Raw genomic sequence first — 22,671 nt, 5'->3', positions numbered from 1 at the left:
GGCGGTCTCGGCGGCTTTTACCTGGGTCTGCTGTGCTCGAAACGGGTGAGGGCAAGAATGCTCGTCCGGCGGGAACGGCCTTCGGGGGGAGCCGGGCCGGGGGTGACGGAAGAATTCACGTGACAGGCCAAGGCCGTTTTGCGGAAATTATTCTGTGTGATGATCGGCGCGACCCGGTTATGGTAGGGACGGTGGGATCGGCCCAATGTGGTAGGGGCGCATCATCTCGTTGTCCTCATGCTCGACGATGTGACAGTGCCAGACATATTGGCCGGGCAGGTCGAATTTCGCCTTCACCCGTGTGATCTCTCCGGGGTAGGCGATGACGGTGTCTTTGAAGCCTCGCTCCCACGGTTCCGGTGGCCGTGGACTACCGTCGATCGGCTGCCGGTCGAGGACCTGGAACTGCACCTCATGGATATGGATCGGATGCGCGTCCGCCGTGAAGTTGTACATCTCCCAGACTTCGATGGAGTTCAGTGCGGGATTCTCGGTGATCTTGTCTTCCCACCTCAGCGGGACAGCCGCGCCGTTCTGCACTGTGCCGAGCAGCGTTATGACCGGGCCCACATCCGGCAGGACGGCCGAATCCTGCTCGTTGAGAGAGACCTGTCTGCGGTTGGTCTCCGCGCCGAGCGGGGAAGGCGCCGGCAGCTTCAGCCGGTCCGGCGGAGTGCTGGTGTCACGCGAGGTGAGCGGCACGACCTTGAACTTCATGACCTGGCCGGTGGTGGCGGGATCGGCGAAAGTCCCCGGCTGGCCGTTGAAGGGCTCGTCCGGCCCCTCGTTGATCAGATAGATCTCCGTGCCCACCGGCAGGCCGGTGAAATCCACGATCACGTCAGCCCGTTCGGCCGGCGACAGCAGCAGATTGTCGAGTGATACCGGGGCGGGCAGGAAGCCGCCTTCCGCGCCGATCACCCAGAGAGGCAACACCGCTGGAGCGGGACGTGGCGCCAGCGGGTTGGATACCAGCTTGAAGATCAGGAAACGGCTGTTGCATCCGTTGAGGACGCGGAACCGGTACCGTCGCGGCTCCACCCCGAGTGCCGGCCAGGTCTTCCCGTTGACGACGATCGTGTTGGCGAAGAACTCCGGGTTCCAGATCGGCGGCACGTCGCTGTCCGGCGCGTACGGGCCGGTGAACCCATCGAAAAAGGCCCGGCTGTCGGGGTAGAACAGGGAGCCGTCGTTGTTGAACGAGCGGTCCTGGACGGCCAGCGGGATCTCGTAGTAGCGCTTGCCCGGCCGGTCGCCGACCTGCGGCGCGGGGCCGGGCAGGCAACCTTGCGGCAGGTCGTTGGGGCCGCCGCGGAGCAGATAGAAGCCGGCCGGTCCGGCGTAGACGTTGGCCCTGGTCATTCCAAGCGTGTGGTCGTGGTACCACTGCGTGTTGGCCGGTTGGTCGTTGCCGTATTCGAAGACCACCTCGCCGGTGTCCCAGTCGTGGCCCAGCGGCGACTTCTTCTTGAAGAAATTGTAGAAAGAGCCTTCGCGTGCGTATCCCTTCGGAATGTTGGAGGCGTCCGGCAGATACCACGCCTCGGCGTATCCATCGCTGTAGTCGAAGGTGTGGTTGCCGTGTACGTGGGTGACGAGCGGCACCGGTCCGCGGTAGGGGGTCTGGTCGGTGCCGTTCGAGTCGCGGTGCTGCTTGCCGCCTGGGGGGTTCGCCCAGTGCAAGGTCTGGTCGATCGGCAGGAGGTGCGGCAGGAAGCAGCCGTGCTTGTCGACGAGATCGTTGATCCACTTGACCTGGATCGACCGCCGATGGCGAGCTTCTATCGTGAACGCCGGATAGTTGAATGAGCTTGGATGATCGACCGATCCGTAGCTCCATACCGTCGTCGCCGGTAGACCCGGAGGCAGGATCTGCTGCCTGAACTGGCGCACGGCGATCTCGTAGTAGTCGAACTTGTGCTTTGTCTTGGCCGGTGGCATCGCCGGCGGGATCACCAGCGGCGTCACATACTTTCTGATGGTGGTCGGGTCGACCGTTCGTCCCGGCAGGGATCGCGCGAAGGACGTTTCGGCGAACCGGATCGGAGCCAGCAAGGAGGCTCCGGTAATCGCGCCGATCTGCAGGAATCGTCGCCGTACAAGCTCAGACATGTGTCTTCCGAACTCCTAACGAAAATGGCAATCTCCGCCATGGGCTGCAAATATGGACATTTGCTTATTTTGCAAGGCGGGCGTGTGCCGGGCCCTGTCTCTTCTGTGCGAGATAAACCATATTGAGGGGCCGCCGTCTGGTTGTCGCGACTCGTCTCATTGCTTGGCAAACGGTCGGTCAGTCGCCGTATATCGGGCTGTCGATTCCGAAATATGCCAATAATTCAATGCGCCGATGCCCGCTTCACCGTGCGCGCCCGCGTTACCCGGTCGCGCGCCGATCGACCGGGTAAACCGACGCGCGGGGTTCGCCGAATCGGATCAGGAGGAGCACTTCTCCCAGCTCCGGGGCGGATGGATCCTGGCCGGCGCCAGGTGAGCCGGCCGGCGAGCCTCGCCGACCCCCGGCCGGGCGGTGGTGGGGGACAATCGACCTCGTGCAGTTCGGCATCCTGGGCCCGCTGGTGGTGCGATCGGCCGACGGCGACCTGATCGCCGTCGGCGGTCCACGGCCGCGCACCCTGCTCGCGCTGCTGCTCCTGGACGCGGGCCGGACGGTCGGCGTGGAGCGGCTCATCGACGGCCAGTACGGCGAGCGCCCGCCCGCGGGCGCGGCCAACGCCGTCCAGGCGCAGATCTCCCGGCTCAGGCGCAACCTGCCCGCCGACCTGATCGAGTTCCACGGCGCGGGCTACCGGCTGGCGATCGACCCGGAAGACGTCGACGCGCACCGGTTCGAGCGGCTCGCCCGCGAGGGACGACGCCTGCTCGCCGCGGGCCACCACGCCGGCGCGGCCGGACTGCTCAGGGAGGGGCTCGGGCTGTGGCGGGGGCCCGCGCTCGCGGACGTCGCCGCCGCGCCGTTCGCCGGCACGCAGGTCAGCAGGCTGGAGGAGCTCAGGCTCACGGCCGTGGAGGACCTCGCCGACGCGGAGCTGGCCCTCGCCGAGACCAGCCCGGTGGCCGAGCTGCAGGAGCTGGTCGCCGCGCATCCGCTGCGCGAGCGGCCGCGTGGGCTGCTGATGCGGGCGCTGCACGCGGCCGGGCGGCAGGCCGAGGCGCTGGCCGTGTTCGACGACGTGCGGCGGCTGCTCGCCGACGAGCTCGGCGCCGACCCCTCACCGGAGCTCGCGGCGGTGCACCTGGCGGTCCTGCGCGGCGGGCAGCCGCGCGAGCGCGCCGCACGGACGGGCCTGCCCACCCAGCTCACCAGCTTCGTCGGCCGTGAGCGGGAGCTGGAGCGGATCGACGCCCTGCGGTCCGTCCGGCTGGTCACGGTCATCGGCCCCGGCGGCACCGGCAAGACCAGGCTGGCCGTCGAGGCGGCGGCCCGCCGGGGCGGCGACGCGTGCTTCGTGGACCTGTCCCCGCTCGACGACGGGGACCAGGCCCCGCAGGCGGTGCTCGGCGCGCTCGGCCTGCGCGAGACCGGGCTGCGGCCGCCCACGTCCGGCCCCCCCGATCCCACCGACCGGCTGGTGGCGGCGCTGGCCGAGCAGGAGCTGCTGCTCGTCCTGGACAACTGCGAGCACGTGATCACCGGGGCCGCCACGCTCGCCCGCCGGCTGCTCGCCGCCTGCCCCGGCCTGACCGTCCTGGCCACCAGCAGGGAACCGCTGGGCATCACCGGCGAGCACCTGGTCCCGCTGGCGCCCCTGGCCACCCCGCCGCCCGACGACGTGCCCGACGACCCGCTCGGCTATCCGGCGATCAGGCTGTTCGCCGACCGGGCGGCGGCCGTACGGCAGGGCTTCGCGCTGGAGCCCGGCAACCTCGGCGCGGTCCTGCGGATCTGTGCGGCGCTCGACGGCCTGCCGCTGGCCATCGAGCTGGCGGCGGCGCGGGTGCGCACGTTCTCGGTCGAGGAGATCGCCACCCGCCTGGCCGAGCACGGCAGGTTCAGGCTGCTGTCGCGCGGCGACCGCACCGCCGCCGCCCGCCACCAGACCCTGCACGCGGTCGTGGAGTGGAGCTGGGACCTGCTGGACACCGACGAACAGGTGCTGGCCAGGCGGTTCTCGGTGTTCTCCGGGGGTGCGAGCCTGGAGGCGGTCGAGCGGGTCTGCGGCCGGGACACCGCGGAACTGCTGGCCGATCTGGTGGACAGGTCGCTCGTCGAGACCGATGGCGACCGCTACCAGATGCTCGACACCATCCGGCTGTTCTGCGCCGAACGGCTGGCGGAGGCGGGCGAGGAGGAGCGGCTGCGCGCCGCCCACGCCGCCTGCTTCCTCGACCTCGCGCGGCGCGCCGACGCCCACCTCTACCGGGCGGAGCAGCTCCGCTGGCTGGCCCGCCTGTCGGCCGACAACGCCAACCTGCAGGCCGCGCTGCGCTGGGCCGTCGGGCACGACCAGCCGACGGCGCTGCGGCTGATCGCCGCCATGGCCATGTACTGGTGGCTGAGCGGGAGGCGCGGCCAGGCCACCCAGCACGCCGTGCGGCTCCTCGACGCGATCGAGTCGGAGCCGCCCGCGGAGCTGGCCGACGAGTACGTCATGGCCGTGCTGCACGCCGTACCGAACGCGGGGCCGCGGCACTGGGAACGCGCGGAAGCGATCATGCAGTCGCTGGACCGGCCGATGCGGCACCGGTTCGCCCCCGCCCTGTGGGGGATGACGGCGGGGCCGCCCGAGTCCACGCCCGAGGCGATCGAACGGCAGCGGCGGCTGCTCGGCTCCGATCCGTGGAGCCAGGCGCTCGAAAGGCTCGGCGGCGCACTGCTGTCGCTGCAGGGCGGCCGGGTCGCCAGGGCCGAGCGGGAGTTCGAGGCCGTGGTCGCGGCCTTCGGCGCGGTGGGCGAACGCTGGGGAAAGGCGCAGGGGCTCGACTGGCTCGGCCTGATCGCGAGCTGGCGCGGTGAATGGGCGCGCTCCATGGAGCTGTGGCAGGGCGCACTCGACCTGCTCGAAGAGCTCGGCGCGCTCGAAGAGATCGCCGACGTGCTGTGCAGGCGCGCCGAGGGGCTGCGGCGCCGGGGCGACACCGCGGCCGCGACCGCCGACTACCTGCGCGTGACCGAGCTCGCCCGCAGGACGGGCAGGCCGGAGACGATGGCGGCGGCCCACCTGGGGCTGGGTGAGCTCGCCCGCTTCGAGGGCGACCACACCGAGGCGGCGTGGCGGCTCGGGGCCGCGCTGGCGGCCTCGGAGAGCGGTGGATTCATCGTCGAGACCACCGGTTCGCGCGTGCTCACCGCGCTCGGACGGCTGGCCGAGGCGACGGGCGACACGCGGGAGGCCATGATCAGGCATCGCCAGGCGCTGGCCACCGCGCTGCGCTCGACGCCGGCGATCGACCTCGCCGACATCGCCGAGGGCCTGGCAGGGCAGGCCCTGCGTGCGGGTACGGCGGAGCGGGCCGCACTGCTGCTGGGCGTGGGCGTGGCGCTGCGCGGCATGGCCGTGACCGGTGACCGCGACGTCGCCCGGACCGCCGCGGGCGCCACGGACGTCCTCGGCGCCGAGGCGTTCGCGACGGTGTTCGCGCGGGGCGCGGCGATGGGCCGGCAGGAGGCGCTGACAGTCCTGGGCGGCTCCGGCGGGTAACTGTCAGCCGGTGGTCGCCGGGCTGTCAGCGGCCTCGGCGAGGCTCCGGGACATGAAGAACACCAACGTCCTCATCTCCGGCGCCAGCATCGGCGGCCCCGCGCTCGCCTACTGGCTCGACCGCCACGGCTTCAACGTCACCGTCGTCGAGAAGGCCCCGGCCCTGCGCACGGGCGGCCAGGCCGTCGACTTCAAGGGCGAGACCCACCTCACCGTGCTGCGGCGGATGGGCATCCTGGAGGATGTGCGGCGGCTGCAGACCGGCGGGACCGACCAGGAGATCGTCGACGCCGACGGCCGCAGGCTGGCGGTCATCCCCGGCGAGTTCACCGGCGGTGAGATCGAGATCAGGCGCGGCGACCTGTCCAGGCTGCTGTACGACAGGACGGCCGCTAGCTGCGAATACGTCTTCGGCGACTCCATCACGTCCCTGACCGAGACCGCGGACGGCGTGCACGTCACCTTCGAGCGCGCCGCGCCGCGCACGTTCGACCTGGTGGTAGGGGCGGACGGGATCCACTCCAACGTGCGCCGCCTGTCCTTCGGCCCGGAGTCCGACCACGTCGCGTTCCTCGGCTACTACTACGCCCTGGCCGATCTTCCCGAAGACTTCGGGCCCGTGCCGAAGATGTACAACGAGCCCGGCAGGATGGTCACCGTCGGCGGGCCGAAGGCGCCCGGGTTCTTCGTCTTCGCCTCCGAGCAGCTCGACTACGACCGCTACGACGTCGAGCAGCACAGGCAGATCGTGGCCAAGGCCTACGCGGGCATGGGCTGGCGGGGCCCCGCGATCGTCGACGCGCTACGGCGGGCGGACGACCTCTACCTCGACTCGATCAGCCAGGTCAGGATCGACCACTACGCCAGGGGCCGGGTGGTGCTGCTCGGCGACGCCGCCTACGGCAACACCCTGGGCGGCTTCGGCACCGGCCTGGCCTTCGTCGGCGCCTACGTCCTGGCGGGCGAGCTGGCCGCGGCCGGCGGTGATCACCGCCTGGCCTTCGAGCGGTACGAGCAGGAGTTCCGCGGCTACGCGAAGATAGCCAGGAGCGGCAACGCCGGCCCCTTCCTCGCGCCCGGCAGCCCGGCCAGGATCCGCATGCGCAACTGGACGTTCAAGTACGGCTTCCTGCTGGGGCTGATGCTGAAGATGACCGACATGTTCGCCACCCGCATCGCCCTGAAGGACTACGAGCCCGTACGGCAGGCCCGCTGACGGTGTCATTCCCGGCAGCCCCCAGGGCCTGCCGGACGTAGGGGGCGAGAAGGGGGACGGCGGATGGGCGACGTCGCCGGGGTGCCGGGAGGTCCCGGCACCCTCTGAGGCGAGGTCACCTGACCGGTGCGTGCTTGTCGCGGCGAGGGGCGAGGAACACTCCGGCGAGCACCGCGCCGACGAGGACGACGGCGGAGTTGACGAGGATGGCGAGGGAGACGCCGGACAGGACGGCGCCGGGGCCGCTGCCGTCCAGGGCGGTCATCCGGGCGGTGGCGATGGCGCTCATGATCGGGATGCCCATGGTGATGCCGACCTGCTGGGTCATCGTGGCCAGACCGGTGGCCAGGCCCTGCTCACGGTCGGGCAGGCCGGAGGTGGCGGTGACCATGAATCCAACGATCATGAACATGTTGCCGACGCCGCCGATGAAGGTGGCCGCCAGCAGCAGCCAGATCCAGGCACCGGAGGTGCCGAGCGCGACCAGGGAGACGGTGGCGACGGCCTGGACGACGCCGCCGATGACGATGGTGGCGCGGTTGCCCATCCGGCCGACGGCCCTGCCGCCGAAGGTGCCGCCGATGACGGTGCCCAGACCCAGGACGCCGAAGGCCAGTCCGGTGGCCAGCGGGGAGTAGCCCAGCACCTTCTGCAGGTAGAGGGTGAGCAGGAAGACCAGGGAGGTCTCGGTGACGAAGGCGATCAGGCCCACGGCGTTGCCCCAGACCACGGTGGGTCGCTTCATGATCTGCACGGGGACGAGCGGATCGGCGGAGCGCTTCTCGATGAACCAGAAACCGGCCAGCAGCGCCGCGCCGGCCACCAGGGCGGCCAGGGTGGCGGGGTCGCCCCAGCCGGTCTCGCCCGCCTGGGTGAGGCCGTAGACCAGGGTGAGCAGGCCGCCGGTGACGGCGACGGCGCCGGGCACGTCCAGCCGGGAACGGCCGGCGGGGCGGGAGTCGGGAATGACGGACGGGGCCAGGACCACCACGAGGACGGCCACCGGAACGTTGATCAGGAAGGCCCAGCGCCAGGACAGCAGATCGGTCAGCAGCCCGCCGAGGATCGCGCCGGCGGTGAACCCGGCCGACATCAGGGCGCCGTTGAGGCCGAGGGCCTTGTCCCGCAGCGGCCCTTCCTTGAAGGAGGTGGTCAGCAGGGACAGCCCGGCCGGGGTGACGGCCGCGGTGGCCAGCCCCTGCAGCACGCGGGCGACCAGCAGCATCCCCGGCGAGGTGGCGAGGCCGCCGAGGGCGGAGGACAGGCCGAGCAGCGCCATGCCGCCCAGGAACAGGCGCTTACGGCCGAACAGGTCCGCCACCCGGCCGAACAGCAGGGTGAAGCCGGCCGCGGTCAGGGCGAAGGCGGTGGCGATCCACTGCAGGTCGGCCAGGGAGAAGCCCAGACCGGCGCCGACCACGGGGAGGGCCACGTTCAGGATGGAGAAATCCACCGCGACCATGAACTGGGATCCGAGCAGCAGGGCGAGCACCAGTTTCTGGCGCCCTGTCATGCGCGCCGCCTGTCGCCGGCCTGGCGGCGTGGTCGCGTTCGCCGGCGGGTCCGATGGGTGGGGCGTGGTGACCGGCGGGGCCTGGTCGAGTGTGGACATGGTTTTCCTCCGCGACGGACCATCTAATGGGACTTTTATTCCGTTAAGATGTGGCGACAGTAGCACGAGGAGATGGCTTAATGGAACTGGAGAACCGTTATTGGGGTAAGGGTGCGGAGCCCGGCACGTTGCGCCTGGCACGTCGCGGCGCGGCGGGCGCACGGCCCGGATGCGGACGGCGGTGCTCCATGCCCGTGACCTGGGCGATGTTCACATCTGATCGTTAGTCGTGCGGCCAACTCGGGTAGAGATCCGTCTGACCAAGTGTGCCCCCCGGAAGATCGGAAAGCGGGGGGTGTGCTCGGATGGGCATCATGAGGGCCGGTGTGCTGGCCGTACTCATAGGGGTGGCGGCGGTCGGCGCCGTCCAGCACTCGAAGCCGACATCAGGTCAATCGTCGAGCTGGGTGGTCAAGCGACCGGGACACTCCTCCGTCAAGCGACCTGCGAGCTGGACGGTCAGGCGGCCGGACTCGGCCGGCAGACGCGACCGGGACCGGGGGTTCGGTCGCTTGGGAGGGTCGGGCGTGAAGCGGCCCGGTGACTGGAGGACCAGGCGGCCGGGCGTGGATGCCAGGCGCGACCGGGAGTGGGCGTTCGGGCGGCCCGGAGGGCCGGCGCCCAAGCAGTCCGGTGGCCGACGGGCCAGGCAGCAGGGCCCGGACGCCAGGTACGACAGGGACCGGGGATCCAGGTACGACAGGGACCGGGGGTACGGACGCCCCGACGGCCCAGCCGCCAACTGGGGCAGGGACCGGGGATACGGGCGCTCCAACGGTCCGGACGCCGGGAGCGACAGGGACTGGGGATACGGGCGCTCCAACGGTCCGGATGCCAGGGACCGGGGATACGGGCGCTCCAACGGTCCGGATGCCAGGGACCGGGGGTACGGACGTTCCAATGGTCCGGATGCCAGGGACCGGGGGTACGGACGTTCCAACGGTCCGGACGCCAGGTACGACAGGGACTGGGGCTACGGGCGGCCGGACGGCCCAGTCACCGGGCGGCACAGGAGCCGGGCGTTCGGACGGTCCGAGGACGGGAACGTCAGGCGTCCCGGGGGAGGGATGATCAGGCGGCCTTCGCGGGCAGAGGCCGGCTCCCGGTCCTTCCGGCCCGGGAGAGGGCAGGGTCGGCCGGACCGGTCTCGGACGGAGCCGGAGTGGTGATCCGGCGGTGATCCGGCGGTGGTGATCCGGCGGTGATCCAGTGGTGGTGCGGCGGTGATCCGGCGATGGTCCGGTGGTGGCGATCCGCTGGCGTTGGTCCGTCGCCGGCGGCAGGTGGGGGCCTCCGGCGGATCCGCCGGAGGCCCTTGGGGTGAGCCGGAGCTCACCATGCCCTGGGCGCATGCCCTGCCAACTGGGCGACGTCCTCGGCGCCGTCTCTCATCAGCTTGCCGGCCATGTCGGCCAGAGCACGCCCCGCCGCCAGCTCGTCACCGATCGCCGGAACAGGCTGGTCCGCCGGGTTGCGCCGGGCGTATGCGACGCACTCGCGCCTTCTGCCGTCAGGCGTCGTCAGCACCGCCTTGGCAGTGGTGACGTCGTCGTTGTCGTCCTCACTGATGAATATCTGCACATCCCATTGCTTTGAGTCCATTACGAACACCTCCCGTTCAAGCTTCCTCCTCCGTCGGCGTGACCGGAAGGGGCATTAGTCCTGTCATGGCAGGGTTTTGCCGCCTACGTCCTGCTAAAAGAGAAAATCTCCTACTCACAGATGGTCTGTCCGTTGACGGGGCGCCCGTACGCTGGCCGTCTTCGACGACCTCGCCCAGGAGGGGCTCAAGCCGGCGGGGTCGCCGCGTCGATCAGGCGGTCCGTCACGGCTGCCGGCGCCTGCCCGCCCGTGATCGCCGGAACTCGGGGGGCACGTGAACAGGGGCCGCGTCACTGGGGTGGGCCGAGCCCAGTAGTCCTACTGATGGCGCCGGCGCGCCGGTAGACCAGGCTCATGGCATCGGCAGACGACAACCTCTGTGAGAAGGAGCCGGTTTATATGTCTCAGGGACGCATGGTGAACGTCGGCGACGTCGAACTGTGGACCGAGGAATTCGGCGATCCGGCGCACCCCCCGGTGCTGCTGGTGATGGGCTCGATGTCGCAGGGGGTCCTGTGGCCGGACGAGTTCGTCGGGCGGCTGGTCGCCGGTGGCCGGCGGGTCATCCGCTACGACCACCGTGACACCGGCCGCTCGACCACCGTCGACTTCGACTCCCACCCCTACACCTGGGCCGCCATCAAGGACGACGTCCTCGGCCTCCTGGACGCCTACGGGATCGGTGCGGCCCATATCGTCGGGCACTCGGCGGGCGGCCTGCTCGGCCAGTGGATCGCGGCCGAGCAGCCGGACCGGGTGCTGACGCTGACGGTGATCGGGGCGTCACCGCTGGGCGGAAGGGAGGGGCAGGTGCTGATGCGCGCGCTGATGGGTCAGGAGCAGCCTCCCGGCAGCCTGCCCCCGCCCACGCCGGAGTTCGTGGAGTTCTTCACCAAGGCGGCGGTGAACCCGCCGCCCGCCGGGCGGCGCGAGCAGATCGACTTCCAGATCGAGCTGGCCCGGGTGCTGCACGGCCCGGCCCTGCCGTTCGACGAGGACGGGCAGCGGCGCGTGGAGGAGCGGCTCCACGACCGTGCCGCCGACCCCGCGGCCGTGACCAACCATCAGCGCGCCGGGGTCTCGGCCTCCGAGTTCGAGCCCGCGGGAATCCTGCACCGGGTGGTCGCGCCCACGCTCGTCATCGAGGGCACGCACGAGCCGGTCAAACCGGGTCACGGAGCACTCATCGCTCAGGAGATCCCGGGGGCCGAGCTTCTTATGATCGAGGGGATGGGCCACACCCTGCCCCCTCAGGTGCACCGGCAGCTCGCCGACGCCATCCTGGAGCACACCGGCGACCGCCCGGAGTGATGATCGGCGAGGTGTCCGTTACGGGACCGGCCCCCTCGGGCGGCCGTCCCCGCGGACCCGCCGTACGGCGAGCGGCCCGCTCGCGAGGGGCGAGGGCCCGCCCAGGACGGGGATGGCGGCGAGGAGCCGGGCCGTCGCCGGCGCACCCTCTTACCCGGAGGGCCGCGACGACGGAGAGGTAGGCGCGTCCGTTAGCCGTTCGGCCACTCGGGGTAGAGCTGTTTGTACCAGTGTGCCCCCCACAAGGCAGGAAAGTGGGGGTGTACCCGGGTGGTCGGGAAAACACGGATCAGTGTCCTTATCGTGCTCGTAGGAGGGGCGGCGGTCCTCGCCCTCCATCCCGCCGGTCCAGCCCGGCCCACCGGTCCGGATCGATCCGTGACCTCCGCTCCGGCCGTGGGTTCCGCTCGGACCGCGACCTCCGGTCCGGCCGCGGGTTCCGCTCAGGCTGTGACCTCCGGTCCGGCCACGGGTTCCGCTCAGGCCGTGGGTTCCGGTCAGCCTGCGACCTCGGTGCAGCCCGCGACCTCAATCCAGCCCGTGGGCCCTGTCCGGCTCGCGGGTTCCGCCCGGTCCGCCCGTATGACGCGTTCCGCGGTCAAGGCCCGGACCACCCGCTCAGCCCGCTCGCCGAGGGGGACCCGCTGGCCGAAGGCGAAACGGTCCGTCCGAACGGCGAGGTCCGCGCGTACCGCCCGGGCCGCCCGGGCCGCGCGCGTGGCCCGGCACCTGAGGGCTGCCAAACCATCGGCGCCCGCCCAGCCGCCGAGCCCGGCTCAACCCCCGAGTGCGGCCCGGCCCACAGGCCCCTCGCCCGCCCTGCTCGGGGGCGGCGCTCGCATGCCGATCGTCGTCGGGCATCGGGGGGCCAGCGCCTTCCGGCCCGAGCACACGCTTCTCTCCTACGAGGTCGCCATCCAGCTGGGCGCCGACTACATCGAGCCGGACCTGGTCTCCACCAAGGACCACGTCCTGGTCTCCCGGCACGAGAACGAGCTCTCGGCGACCACCGACATCGCCGACCACCCCGAGTTCGCCGCCCGCAGGACGGCCAAGACCATCAACGGCGGCCGGACGACCGGCTGGTTCACCGAGGATTTCACCCTCGCCGAGCTGCGTACCCTCCGTGCCAGGGAGCGCTTCCCCCGGCGGCGGCCGGCCAGCGCGGCATACGACGGGAAGGCGCAGATCCCGACACTGGAGGAGATCGTCCAGCTCGCGCAGAAGCACGGCGTGGGCATCTATCCCGAGATCAAATATCCGAGCTACTTCGCCTCGATCGGGCTGCCGATCGAGGGACCGCTGCTGGAGACCCTCCGGCGGTACGGCTGGGACGACGCCTGCGACCCGGTGTTCATCCAGTCCTTCGAGACGGGGAACCTCAAGCAGCTGCGGTCCGCCACGCGGTTGCGGCTCATCCAGCTCATCGGGGCCGGAAGCGGCACGCCGTACGATCTGCTGCAGAGCGGTGACCCGCTCACCTGCGACGATCTCATCACCCCGGCCGGCCTGCGGCAGATCGCCACCTACGCCGCCGGCATCGGCGTGACCACCACGCGGGTCGTGCCGGTCGGCCCCGACGGGAGACTGGGTGCTCCCACCTCGCTCGTCCAGGACGCCCACCAGCAGGGCCTCCAGGTTCACGTCGCGACGATCCGCGACGAGAACGCGAGCCTCCCGGCGAACTACCGGCGGGGTGATCCCGCCAGACCGGCGTACTCCCGCGCCGCCGGGGACGTGGCGGGCTGGCTGGCACGGCTGTACGGGCTCCAGGTGGACGGGGTGCTCGCCGACAACCCGGGTGCCGCGCGTGCCGTACGGGATCGCCTGATCGCCGGCGGCTGATCCGGGTCAGCGCGGTGACCGGAAGAACTTCCGGATGCCGGTCGTGAGGCCGGGGGCAGGCATGTGGCTAGGGTGAGAGCTGTCCTAGCTCGATGGGAAGCTCGCATTCATGTTGGAAACCTCGGCCCGGTTGCTCCGCCTGCTGTCGCTGCTGCAGACGCCCCGTGAGTGGACCGGCGCGGATCTCGCCGACCGGCTCGACGTGAACGTGCGTACGGTCCGCCGTGACATCGAGAAGCTGCGCACCCTCGGTTATCCGGTGCACGCCACCGCCGGCGCCGCCGGTTACCTGCTCGGTGCCGGCGCGAAGCTGCCCCCGCTGCTGCTCGAAGACGACGAGGCGGTCGCGGTCGCCATCGGCCTGCGCACCGCGGCCAGCGGCACCGTCGCCGGCATCGAGGAGACCTCGCTGCGTGCTCTGGCCAAACTCGAACAGGTCCTGCCGGCACGCCTGCGGCACCGCGTCAGCACGCTGCAGTCGGTCACCGTGACCGTGCCTTCCGGCGGCCCCGTCGTGGACCCCGACGTGCTCACGGCCGTCGCCGCCGCCTGCCGCGCGCACGAGCAGTTGCGTTTCGACTACGCCGGCCACGAGGGCGGGTCGAGCGTCCGCCGCACCGAGCCGCATCGCCTCGTGCACGCCGGCCGGCGCTGGTACCTCATCGCCTGGGATCTCGACCGCGACGACTGGCGGACCTTCCGCGTCGACCGGCTGCGTCCGCGCGTTCCCACCGGGCCGCGGTTCACACCACGCCGGCCGCCGGACACCGATCTGGCCGGCTACACCGCACATGGGATCTCCACCGGGGCCTACCGCTATCAGGGCAGGTTCACGCTGCATGTGCCCGTTCACGTCGCCGCGGAGAAGATAGCGCCGACGATCGGCGTGCTTGAGGCCATCGACGAGCACTCCTGCACGTTGCGCGCCGGCTCGAACTCCCTCGACGAACTCGCGCTGTACGTCGGCCTGTTCGGCTACCGCTTCGAGGTGCACGAGCCACCTGAGCTGGTGGGGCGCATCCGCTCGCTCACCGCGCTCCTCGCCGGTTCCCTCCCGCCGTCCCCGCCGCCGAGCTGAGCCGGTGACGGCCGGATCCGCTCCGAGCCCGCACGCGAACCCCGGCGACATCCTTCCCGGGCCCGCCCGCGAACCCCGGCGACATTTTCTCCGAGCCCGCACGCGATCCACGGTGACCAGGGACGACGCCGCGCGTCGATGTCCGGCTATGCGCGCTTCCGGGGAGTAAGCTGGGTCTACCGAGGACATGTCCTCACCGACGCCCACCGGTGGGCCTCAGCCGTCGCCTCGTCCGTACGAGGCGACAGCCGGGCCGCCGGGGAGAATGAGGGCGGGCATCTCGCCGACCGCGTGCCCGCGACCTGACCACAACGGCCTGGGCGCCGCCGGGCACCCGGCTCCGAGCGGCATCCGCGCCACCGCGCGCTGCTGACCGGTCGCCCGGGTCCCGCCTCTTCTCCGATCGGAGATCCCATGACCATTTTCCAGACGAAGACCCAGACCCGCCACGGGGCGAGCCCTCGGACCGCGCATCCCGCGCATCCCGCCACCACCATCGTCCCGCTGTACGGCGAGATCGACATCTTCACCAGTCCGGCTCTCCGCGAACGCCTGCTGCGTGTCCTGCGGCTCAGTACGGGTCCGCTCGTCCTGGACCTGTCCAGAGCGTCGTTCTGCGACGTGTCGGGGCTGGCCGTACTGGTCGGCACCCAGCGCCGCGCCAGAGCGCTCGGCATCACCCTGCGGCTGGCCGCGCCCCGCTCCCAGACGGTCCGGCTGCTGCGCGTCACCGGACTGGACCGGGTCCTCACGACACACGGGAGCGACCAGGGCGAGCCGCGGCCGTACAGCCTGCCGGCGCAGACGCGGACCGGAGACTGAACCGGCCGGTGATCGAAGCGCTCCCGCCCGGGGCGCCTCGCGAAATCCGCTGGGCGGGGTGGGGCGGCCGGAGGTAGAGTCGGCTCCATGACCTGGCGACATTGATCCATCACCAGAGGTCGACGCGGAACACGCTGTCGCGGACCGCCCGGGATGCCGAGCATTCCGGGCCCGCACAGTCTCCCCCCGCGTGAAGGACCTCCTGATGATCTCTTTTCTGCGTGACCCCGGCGCGCGCGTGAAGCGCCTGGCCACGACTCTCTACGGCTACACGTCTCTGTACGACTTCATCCTGCTCTACCCGGTCTACGCACTGCTGTTCGTCGACACGGGCCTGTCGACCGCCGAGATCTCCTCGCTGTTCGTGATCTGGTCGGTCACCTCCCTGGTGTTGGAGGTGCCCTCCGGGGTGTGGGCCGACGCCGTCTCGCGGCGGCTGCTCCTCGCCCTGGCGCCGCTGCTGGCCGCCGCCGGTTACGCCCTGTGGAGCATCGCTCCCTCCTACTGGGCGTTCGCCGCCGGCTTCGTGCTCTGGGGTGCGGCGGGAGCGCTGCAGTCGGGCGCTCTGGAAGCGCTGGTCTACACCGAGCTCGAACGCCTGGACGCCGCCGACCGCTACGCCACGATCATGGGGCGTGGCCACGCGTTCGGCACCGGCGCCACCATGGTGGCCACGGCTGCCGCCGCCCCCGCGCTGGCCGTGGGCGGATACCCGCTGCTCGGGGCGGCCAGTGTGCTGGCATGCCTGCTCTGCGCGGCCGTCGCGACGACCTTCCCCGAGCACCGGGTGAAGAGCCCGGAGGAGACGCCGCGCGGCTACGCCGCCATCCTGCGGGAAGGCGTGCGGGAGATGCGCGCCAGCCGATCGGTACGGCGGGCGGTGCTGCTGCTGGCCGTGGTGTGGGCGGTCTGGGGCTCGCTTGAGGAGTACGTCGCCCTGCTCGCGGCAGCCACCGGCGTCGCCGCGTACGCCGTACCGCTCCTGGTGCTCCTCGTCTCCGCGGGGGTCGCGCTCGGCGGTGTGCTCGCGGCGACCGGGCGGCGCTTCACGGACCGGGCGTTCGCCGGGATCCTCGCCGCCGGGGCACTGGCGCTCGGCGCGGGAGCGATCAGCGGGGTCCCGGCGGGATTCGCCGCGATCGCGGCGGCCTTCTGCCTCTTCCAGATGGCGACGGTGCTGGCCGGCGCGCGGCTCCAGGATCGCATCACCGGTCCGGCCCGTGCCACGGTGACCTCGCTGGCCGGGCTGGGCACGGATGTGACGGGCATCCTCGTCTACGGCGGCTACGCCGCGGCCTCCACGGTGGCCGGGCACGGCGTGATCTTCGCCGTTTTCGCCGTGCCGTACCTCGTCATCGCCCTGGCCCTGACCCGCGGCGCCGGGCCGCGCTCCGGCGGTGAGCGGCGCCGGGAGCGACGGGCGTCCGGCGAGAGGCGCGCATCCCCCGACCCGGCGCCTCCCGCCGGACGATCTTCCTGAGATACCGGCCGGGCCGCGGGGTTATCGTGGGCACGTGAGCAGCTCATCCGCCTTCGACGGTGTCGATCCCGAGATTCGGGCGCTGAGAGCGTCGTCGTTCGGCGGCCAGGCGGCCGCGTACGCGGAGGAGCGGCCCGGCTATCCCGACGCCGCCCTGCTGTGGGCACTCGAACCCGTCTCCGGCCGCGTGCCGCTGCGCGTCCTCGACCTGGGAGCCGGGACCGGGAAGCTGACCGAGGCGCTGTTGCGGCACGTCGCCGACGTCGTCGCGGTGGAGCCCGACGCGGCCATGCTCGCCCAGCTCCGTCACCGGCTGCCCGGAGTCCGGGCACTGGCCGGCACGGCGGAGCGGATCCCGCTGGAGGACGGCTCGGTCGACGCGATCCTGGTCGGACAGGCGCTGCACTGGTTCGACCTCGACCGGGCCGTCCCCGAGATGGCCCGGGTCCTGGCGCCGGGCGGGGTCCTGGCAGGACTGTGGAACCTCGACGACGACCGGGTCCCCTGGGTGAAGGGCCTGAAGGAGGCGGCCGCCAGCACGGTGTCGTTCAAGCAGTGGCGGCGCGGCTCGATCCCCCTGGAAGGGCCGCACTTCCGGGTGGTCGAGCACGCCGAGTTCGCCCACGGCCAGCGCCGGACCGCCGAGTCGATGGCGGCGACGATCGCCACCCACTCCCACGTGCTGACCCTCTCCGAGGCCGAGCGCGCCGAGCTGCTGGCCCGGGTTCTCGACTACCTGCGATCCACTCCCGAGACCGCGCACGGCGAGTTCGAGCTTCCGATCACCACCGTGACGGTCCGCGCGCTGCTCGGCTAGCGTCCGGACGCGACGCGACGCGACGCGACGCGGTGCGATGCGTTGCAATGCGACGTGGTGCGTTGCGACGTGGTGCGTTGCGTTGCGGACGCGACGCGGTGCGGTGGGGTGCGGTCTGTGACGCGGTGCGCCCCGCGACCCGGCGCCTCGGGGGAGGGTACGGCGGTGGGCGGAGTAGGCAGTGATGGGACGGAGAGGAATTTATGCCCGTTTTGCCGAGTTGCGCGCATCTCGCGGTCTCTGTTCATAGGATCTATGCCGGACCGTGACCATCGCCTGGAATCGTGGACAACCGCCCAAAGCGCTCAACTGTTCCGAAGTGGAGAGAGACTGTGCTGAAGTCCAAGACGCGCCGCCGCGTCGCGGTCAAGACAGCCGCCATCGCAGCAGTGTGCGGAGGTCTCTTCTTCGGCGCCGTCCCGGCGATCGCCTCCATGGCGGCGGCCCCGCAGCCGGTCTCCTACAACTGCACGGCCGGGGCCGCGGGTGCGCCCACCCCCTACAAGCTGCAGATGGACATCACGGGCCCGCTGGCCCCGACGCCCAACTCCACCGTCGTGGCGACCTGGGCGATCCGGCAGCCCGCCGCCTCGCCGTCCCTCCTCGCGCCGTCGGCGATCCCCGTGACCGAGCGCCTCGTGTTCGACGGGGACGCGCTCGTCACCGCCAACCCCTCGATCGTCCCCTCCGAGCTCCGGACGGTCGGGGCCACCGCCGCCGCCGTCGCGGTGGCGTCCGGTGCCCCGCTGCAACTGCCCACCATGTTGATCACGATGACCCCCACCGCGACCGGCGTCATCGCGGTCCAGCCGAGCTCATTCGGCCTCTACCTGGAGCCGGCCGCCGGGCCGGGCAGCGGCACCGAGGCCACGCTGTACGACTGCACCGTCGCGAACGCCGCGGAGGCGAGCGCCGCGGCGTTGCTGATCACGGTCAAGCCGTCGGTCGCCGGCACCGGGACGGGCACCCCGACCCCGACCCCGACTCCGAGCAACACGAACACGGGCACCCCCAGCCCGACGGCCACCGCGCCGAAGCCGACGATCACCGTCACCCGGACCAAGACGTCCAAGCCCACCAAGGACCGGCAGATCGACGAGACCCCCGGCGGCGGCGCCTCCACGGGCGGTGGCGGGGACGCCGGTCCGGACGCTCGGATGATCATGCTTGGTGGCGCGTTGATGATGGCGGGCGCGGCGGCCGGCGGGCTGGTGCTGCGGCGCCGTACGGCGACCCGAGGCTGACCGGGTCGGCCGGATGACCACCCCGACGCCTGACAACTGGCCGCCGAGGGCTCCCGCCCAGGGCGGGAGCCCCCAGGGGCGTCCCCGCGGGCCGGTGCCGCCGTACGGGCATCCGTCCTACCAGCAGCAGCACCCCGGATACCAGCAGTACGGCGGGCCGCACGGGGAGTGGCCCGACGAGCGGATCGACGGCGGCCGGGTGATGCGGTCGGTGCTCATCCTGGCGGGGGTCGCCGGGGTGATCACGGTGCTGGTCGGCATGCTCTACATGGTGGCGGCGCCCGAGCAGTACGGCCTGGCCGACCAGCGCACCACGCTGCCGCCCCGCAGCCAGGCGAACGCCACCGGGCCGGCGGACCCGTACTTCCAGGCCGAGCCGACCGAGCCGCCGCCCCTGCCGAACATCCCGGCGGCCCCCGCCATGCAGCCCTCGACCCCGGTACGCGTGGTCATCCCACGCCTCGGCGTCAACGCGCCGATCAGGTCGGTGGGACTCGACAAGCAGGGCGCGATCGAGGTGCCGCCGGTCACCAACCCGAACCTGGTCGGCTGGTACCGTTCCGGGCCCACGGCAGGGGAGGCCGGTCCGGCGATCATGCTGGGGCACAAGGACACGAAGTCGGGGAGCGCGGTCTTCAGCCGCCTCGACGAGATCCGCAACGGCGACGTCATCGAGGTGCACCGTAAGGACGGCATCGTCGCCGTGTTCACCGTGGGAGGCCTCGAACAGGCGGAGAAGGCGGTCTTCCCGACGCAGCGGGTGTACGGCGAGTCGCCCAATCCCCAGCTCCACCTGATCACGTGCGGCGGCACCTACGACCGCGCGACCGGCCACTACACCGACAACGTCATCGCCTACGCGACGATGACCAGCACGCGCAAGGCATGAGCGCCACCGCTCCGCCCGAGGCCGTGGCCCCGGTGATCCCGGCCGTCATGGACCTCCTGCGGAGGCGGCGGCACGGACTGGCGCTGGGCGCGCTCGTGGTGCTGGCCACGGCGGCCTACTCGCTGCTGGGCCTGGTCAAGTTCGCGACCTTCCGGGCCACCACCTTCGACCTGGTCATCTTCGACCAGGCCGTGCGCGGTTACGCCGGCTTCGGGGCGCCCACCGAGCCCTCGGTCGGCATGCAGTACGGCATGGGGATGGACTTCATCCAGCTCGCCGACCACTTCTCGCCGATCGTGGCGCTGCTGGCCCCGCTGTACTGGCTGGGCGGCGGCCCGCAGTCGCTGATCGTCGCCCAGGCCGTGCTGTTCGCGCTGGCCGCGATCCCGATCTGGCACTACGCCGAGCGCCGTCTCGGCGCGGTCCCGGCCCACCTGGTCGCGGTGGCCTACGCGGTGTCGTGGCCGATCGCGCAGGCCGCCGGGTTCGACTTCCACGAGGCGGCCTTCGTCCCGTTGCTGAGCGCGATCATGATCGAGCGGTTCGACGCCCGCCGGCCGCTCCTGGGGGTGCTCGCCGCCGCGGGCCTGCTGCTGGTCAAGGAGGACATGGGCCTGCTGCTGGCCGGGTTCGGGATGTATCTGGTCGTCACCCGGCGGCGGCTGGAGGGGGTCGCCTTCATCCTCTTCTCGCTGGGCGCGCTCGTGATGATCCGTAGCGTGTTGATGCCCCTGGCGGGGGCGAGCACCACGGGATTCCACTGGGCCTACGGCAACTGGGGCGCCACCCTGGGCGAGGTGGCGGTGGCCATCCTGCGAGACCCACTGGGCGCGCTGGCGCAGTCCGTCAGCCCGATGGTCAAGGTGAACACCCTGGCCTTCCTGCTGTGGCCGATGGCGCTGACCGCGCTGCTGTCGCCGCTGACGCTGGCGGCGGTGCCGCTCGTCGCGGAGCGTTTCCTGGCCGACCGGCCGCAGTGGTGGGAGGCGGGGCACCACTACAACGCCTTCATCGTCGCGATCCTCGTCTGCGCCGGGGTGGACGGGGCGGCCCGGCTCGCGAAACGGTTCCCGGAGCGGGGCGTGGCCACGCACTGGGCGGTCGCGGTCTGCCTGATCGGTCTCACCCTCGTCCCGCGCTTCGAGCTGGGCAAGCTCCTGGATCCGGGCTACTACGACGGCGAGCCGCACATCGCGGCGGCGCGGGAGGCCGTGACCATGGTCCCGGACGGGGTGATCGTCGAGGCGGCGAACAACGTCGGCCCCGCGCTCACCGCGCGGACGACTGTGCTGCTCTGGGGGCCGCAGGGCTATGACGCGCCCTGGGTCGTGGCCGACGTGGCGCGGTGGTCCTATCCGTTCGGCGACTTCGGCGCGCAGCAGCGGCGGGTCGACGAGGCGCTGGCGAACGGCTACCGCAAGGTGTTCGACCGCGACGGGTACATCGTGCTCAACCGGCCCTCCTGAGCACGACACGGACAAAGATTCTGTTGTAACCTCCTGATAACCGAACAATGCTCGGTTTCATGAGCAGGAGGCATTGTGGCAGAGGCGTACATCGTCGGGGCGGTCCGCACCCCGGTCGGTAAGAAGAAGGGCGGCCTGTCCACCGTCCACCCCACCGATCTGGCCGCGCACACCCTCAAGGCGCTCATCGACCGCACGGGCGTCGACCCGGCCGCGGTGGAGGACGTCATCATGGGCTGCGTCATGCAGTTCGGCCCGCAGAGCATGGACATCGCGCGCAACGCCTGGCTGTCGGCCGGTCTTCCGGAGAACGTCGCCGGGGTGACCATCGACCGCCAGTGCGGCTCCTCCCAGCAGTCGATCCACTTCGCGGCCCAGGGAGTGCTCTCCGGCACCCAGGACCTCGTGGTGGCCGCCGGAGTGGAGTCGATGAGCATCGTGCCGATGGGCTCCTCGATCACCGCGGCGCTGGAGAAGGGCATGCCCTTCCCGTTCGGTGACATGTGGGTCGAGCGGTACGGCAAGCAGGAGATCTCCCAGTTCCGCGGCGCCGAGCTCATGTGCGAGAAGTGGGACCTCTCGCGCGAGGAACTGGAGCGGTTCGCCTACGAGAGCCACCAGCGGGCGGCCAAGGCCATCGCGAACGGCTACTTCAAGGACCAGATCGCCCCGGTCAACGGCGTCGAGGACGACGAGGGACCGCGCGCGGACAGCACGCTGGAGAAGATGGCCTCCCTGAAGACGCTGCGGGACGGCGGCCGGATCACCGCCGCGACCTCCTCGCAGATCTCCGACGGCTCGGGTGCGCTCCTCATCGCCTCCGAGCAGGCGGTCCGCGACCACGGCCTGACCCCCCGGGCCCGCATCGTCACCCTGGCCCTCACCGGCGACGACCCGGTCTACATGCTGACCGCGCCGATCCCGGCGACCCAGAAGGCGCTGAAGAAGTCCGGCCTGTCCATCGACGACATCGACGTCACCGAGATCAACGAGGCGTTCGCCCCGGTCCCGCTGGCGTGGATCAAGGACATCGGCGCCGACCCGGCCAAGGTCAACCCGAACGGCGGCGCGATCGCCCTGGGCCACCCGCTGGGCGGGACCGGCGCGATCCTGATGACCAAGCTGCTCCACGAGCTGGAGCGGACCGGCGGCAGGTACGGCCTGCAGACGATGTGCGAGGGCGGCGGCCAGGCCAACGTAACGATCATCGAGCGGCTCTGAGCGGAGCGCGCGGCGAGGGCGGCGGCCAGGGCTGCGAGACCGTCACGATCATCGAGCGGCTCTGAGCGGAGCGCGCGGCGAGGGCGGCGGCCAGGGCTGCGAGACCGTCACGATCATCGAGCGGCTCTGAGCGGAGCGCCCGGAGACGGACGCCCCGGCCCGGGAAGACCGGGGCCGGGGCGTCCGCCGTCTCAGCGGCCGCCCTTGCCGGGGATCCGGCGCGGCTGCTGGGTCGGCCTCACCGGCATGTGCGGCCTCGGCATGTGCCGGGGCGCCGCCGGGGGCAGATTCCGCTCGGGCAGCGGGGTGCGGGGCTTGGGGGTCTTGCTGCCGTCGTCAGGCTTTTGACCAGCATGAATTCGCATATGGACTCCTTGAAGAAGATGACGACGCGGCCGAAAGCCGTGC

At 71.4% G+C, this 22,671-nt stretch carries 16 protein-coding genes; 12 read left to right on the top strand and 4 right to left on the bottom strand.

Annotated features, from left to right (window positions below):
• Window positions 1-177 precede the first annotated feature (177 nt).
• Window positions 178-2,112, bottom strand: a complete 1,935-nt coding sequence (locus tag BM085_RS02190) for a multicopper oxidase family protein (protein WP_245789063.1) — start codon at window positions 2,110-2,112, stop codon at window positions 178-180.
• 437 nt (window positions 2,113-2,549) lie between these two features.
• On the opposite strand from BM085_RS02190, the gene BM085_RS02185 reads away from it, so the two are divergent.
• Together BM085_RS02185 and BM085_RS02180 are read left to right on the top strand one after the other, a co-directional pair.
• On the top strand, window positions 2,550-5,660 hold the full coding sequence (locus tag BM085_RS02185) for an ATP-binding protein (protein WP_093885319.1): 3,111 nt from the start codon (window positions 2,550-2,552) through the stop codon (window positions 5,658-5,660).
• A gap of 52 nt (window positions 5,661-5,712) precedes the next feature.
• Window positions 5,713-6,876: an FAD-dependent monooxygenase gene (locus tag BM085_RS02180; RefSeq protein ID WP_093885318.1), complete on the top strand. Its 1,164-nt coding sequence runs from the start codon at window positions 5,713-5,715 to the stop codon at window positions 6,874-6,876.
• A 115-nt stretch (window positions 6,877-6,991) separates the two neighbouring features.
• Here the strand turns inward: BM085_RS02180 and BM085_RS02175 are convergent, their stop codons facing one another.
• Together BM085_RS02175 and BM085_RS02170 are read right to left on the bottom strand one after the other, a co-directional pair.
• Window positions 6,992-8,389: an MFS transporter gene (locus BM085_RS02175; protein WP_093885374.1), complete on the bottom strand. Its 1,398-nt coding sequence runs from the start codon at window positions 8,387-8,389 to the stop codon at window positions 6,992-6,994.
• Window positions 8,390-9,820: 1,431 nt separating this feature from the next.
• Window positions 9,821-10,090 (bottom strand): DUF1876 domain-containing protein, encoded by a 270-nt coding sequence (locus BM085_RS02170; RefSeq protein ID WP_093885373.1) that lies wholly within the window; start codon window positions 10,088-10,090, stop codon window positions 9,821-9,823.
• Window positions 10,091-10,489: 399 nt separating this feature from the next.
• Here BM085_RS02170 and BM085_RS02165 point away from each other — a divergent pair, with 399 nt between their 5' ends.
• From BM085_RS02165 to BM085_RS02120, 10 genes are all read left to right on the top strand, one after another.
• The gene (locus BM085_RS02165; RefSeq protein ID WP_093885317.1) at window positions 10,490-11,401 is read left to right on the top strand and encodes an alpha/beta fold hydrolase; all 912 of its coding nucleotides are present in this window, start codon (window positions 10,490-10,492) and stop codon (window positions 11,399-11,401) included.
• An 840-nt stretch (window positions 11,402-12,241) separates the two neighbouring features.
• Window positions 12,242-13,246, top strand: coding sequence for a glycerophosphodiester phosphodiesterase family protein (locus tag BM085_RS02160; protein WP_245789062.1), 1,005 nt, complete (start codon window positions 12,242-12,244; stop codon window positions 13,244-13,246).
• A 109-nt stretch (window positions 13,247-13,355) separates the two neighbouring features.
• Window positions 13,356-14,324 (top strand): helix-turn-helix transcriptional regulator, encoded by a 969-nt coding sequence (locus tag BM085_RS02155; RefSeq protein ID WP_093885315.1) that lies wholly within the window; start codon window positions 13,356-13,358, stop codon window positions 14,322-14,324.
• A gap of 414 nt (window positions 14,325-14,738) precedes the next feature.
• On the top strand, window positions 14,739-15,146 hold the full coding sequence (locus BM085_RS02150; RefSeq protein ID WP_093885314.1) for an STAS domain-containing protein: 408 nt from the start codon (window positions 14,739-14,741) through the stop codon (window positions 15,144-15,146).
• Between the two features lie 205 nt (window positions 15,147-15,351).
• Window positions 15,352-16,626 carry an MFS transporter gene (locus tag BM085_RS02145; RefSeq protein ID WP_093885313.1) on the top strand — a complete coding sequence of 425 codons (1,275 nt, stop codon included), beginning with the start codon at window positions 15,352-15,354 and terminating at the stop codon, window positions 16,624-16,626.
• A gap of 34 nt (window positions 16,627-16,660) precedes the next feature.
• On the top strand, window positions 16,661-17,443 hold the full coding sequence (locus tag BM085_RS02140) for a class I SAM-dependent methyltransferase (protein ID WP_093885312.1): 783 nt from the start codon (window positions 16,661-16,663) through the stop codon (window positions 17,441-17,443).
• Between the two features lie 332 nt (window positions 17,444-17,775).
• Window positions 17,776-18,687, top strand: coding sequence for a hypothetical protein (locus BM085_RS02135; protein ID WP_093885311.1), 912 nt, complete (start codon window positions 17,776-17,778; stop codon window positions 18,685-18,687).
• 13 nt (window positions 18,688-18,700) lie between these two features.
• Window positions 18,701-19,576 carry a class F sortase gene (locus BM085_RS02130; protein WP_093885310.1) on the top strand — a complete coding sequence of 292 codons (876 nt, stop codon included), beginning with the start codon at window positions 18,701-18,703 and terminating at the stop codon, window positions 19,574-19,576.
• Complete coding sequence (locus BM085_RS02125) at window positions 19,573-21,042, top strand: DUF2079 domain-containing protein (protein WP_093885309.1); 1,470 nt, start codon at window positions 19,573-19,575, stop codon at window positions 21,040-21,042. The genes BM085_RS02130 and BM085_RS02125 overlap by 4 nt, the downstream gene beginning before the upstream one ends.
• 75 nt (window positions 21,043-21,117) lie before the next feature.
• A complete protein-coding gene (locus BM085_RS02120) occupies window positions 21,118-22,263 on the top strand; it encodes an acetyl-CoA C-acetyltransferase (protein ID WP_093885308.1) in 1,146 nt (381 codons plus the stop codon).
• A gap of 191 nt (window positions 22,264-22,454) precedes the next feature.
• Here the strand turns inward: BM085_RS02120 and BM085_RS44135 are convergent, their stop codons facing one another.
• Complete coding sequence (locus tag BM085_RS44135; RefSeq protein ID WP_177244918.1) at window positions 22,455-22,628, bottom strand: hypothetical protein; 174 nt, start codon at window positions 22,626-22,628, stop codon at window positions 22,455-22,457.
• Window positions 22,629-22,671 lie beyond the last annotated feature (43 nt).

Source organism: Streptosporangium canum, from assembly GCF_900113865.1.
Classification (GTDB): Bacteria; Actinomycetota; Actinomycetes; order Streptosporangiales; family Streptosporangiaceae; genus Streptosporangium; species Streptosporangium canum.
Note: the sequence above shows the minus strand (reverse complement) of the source record. Positions and strands in the feature narration are given on the sequence as shown.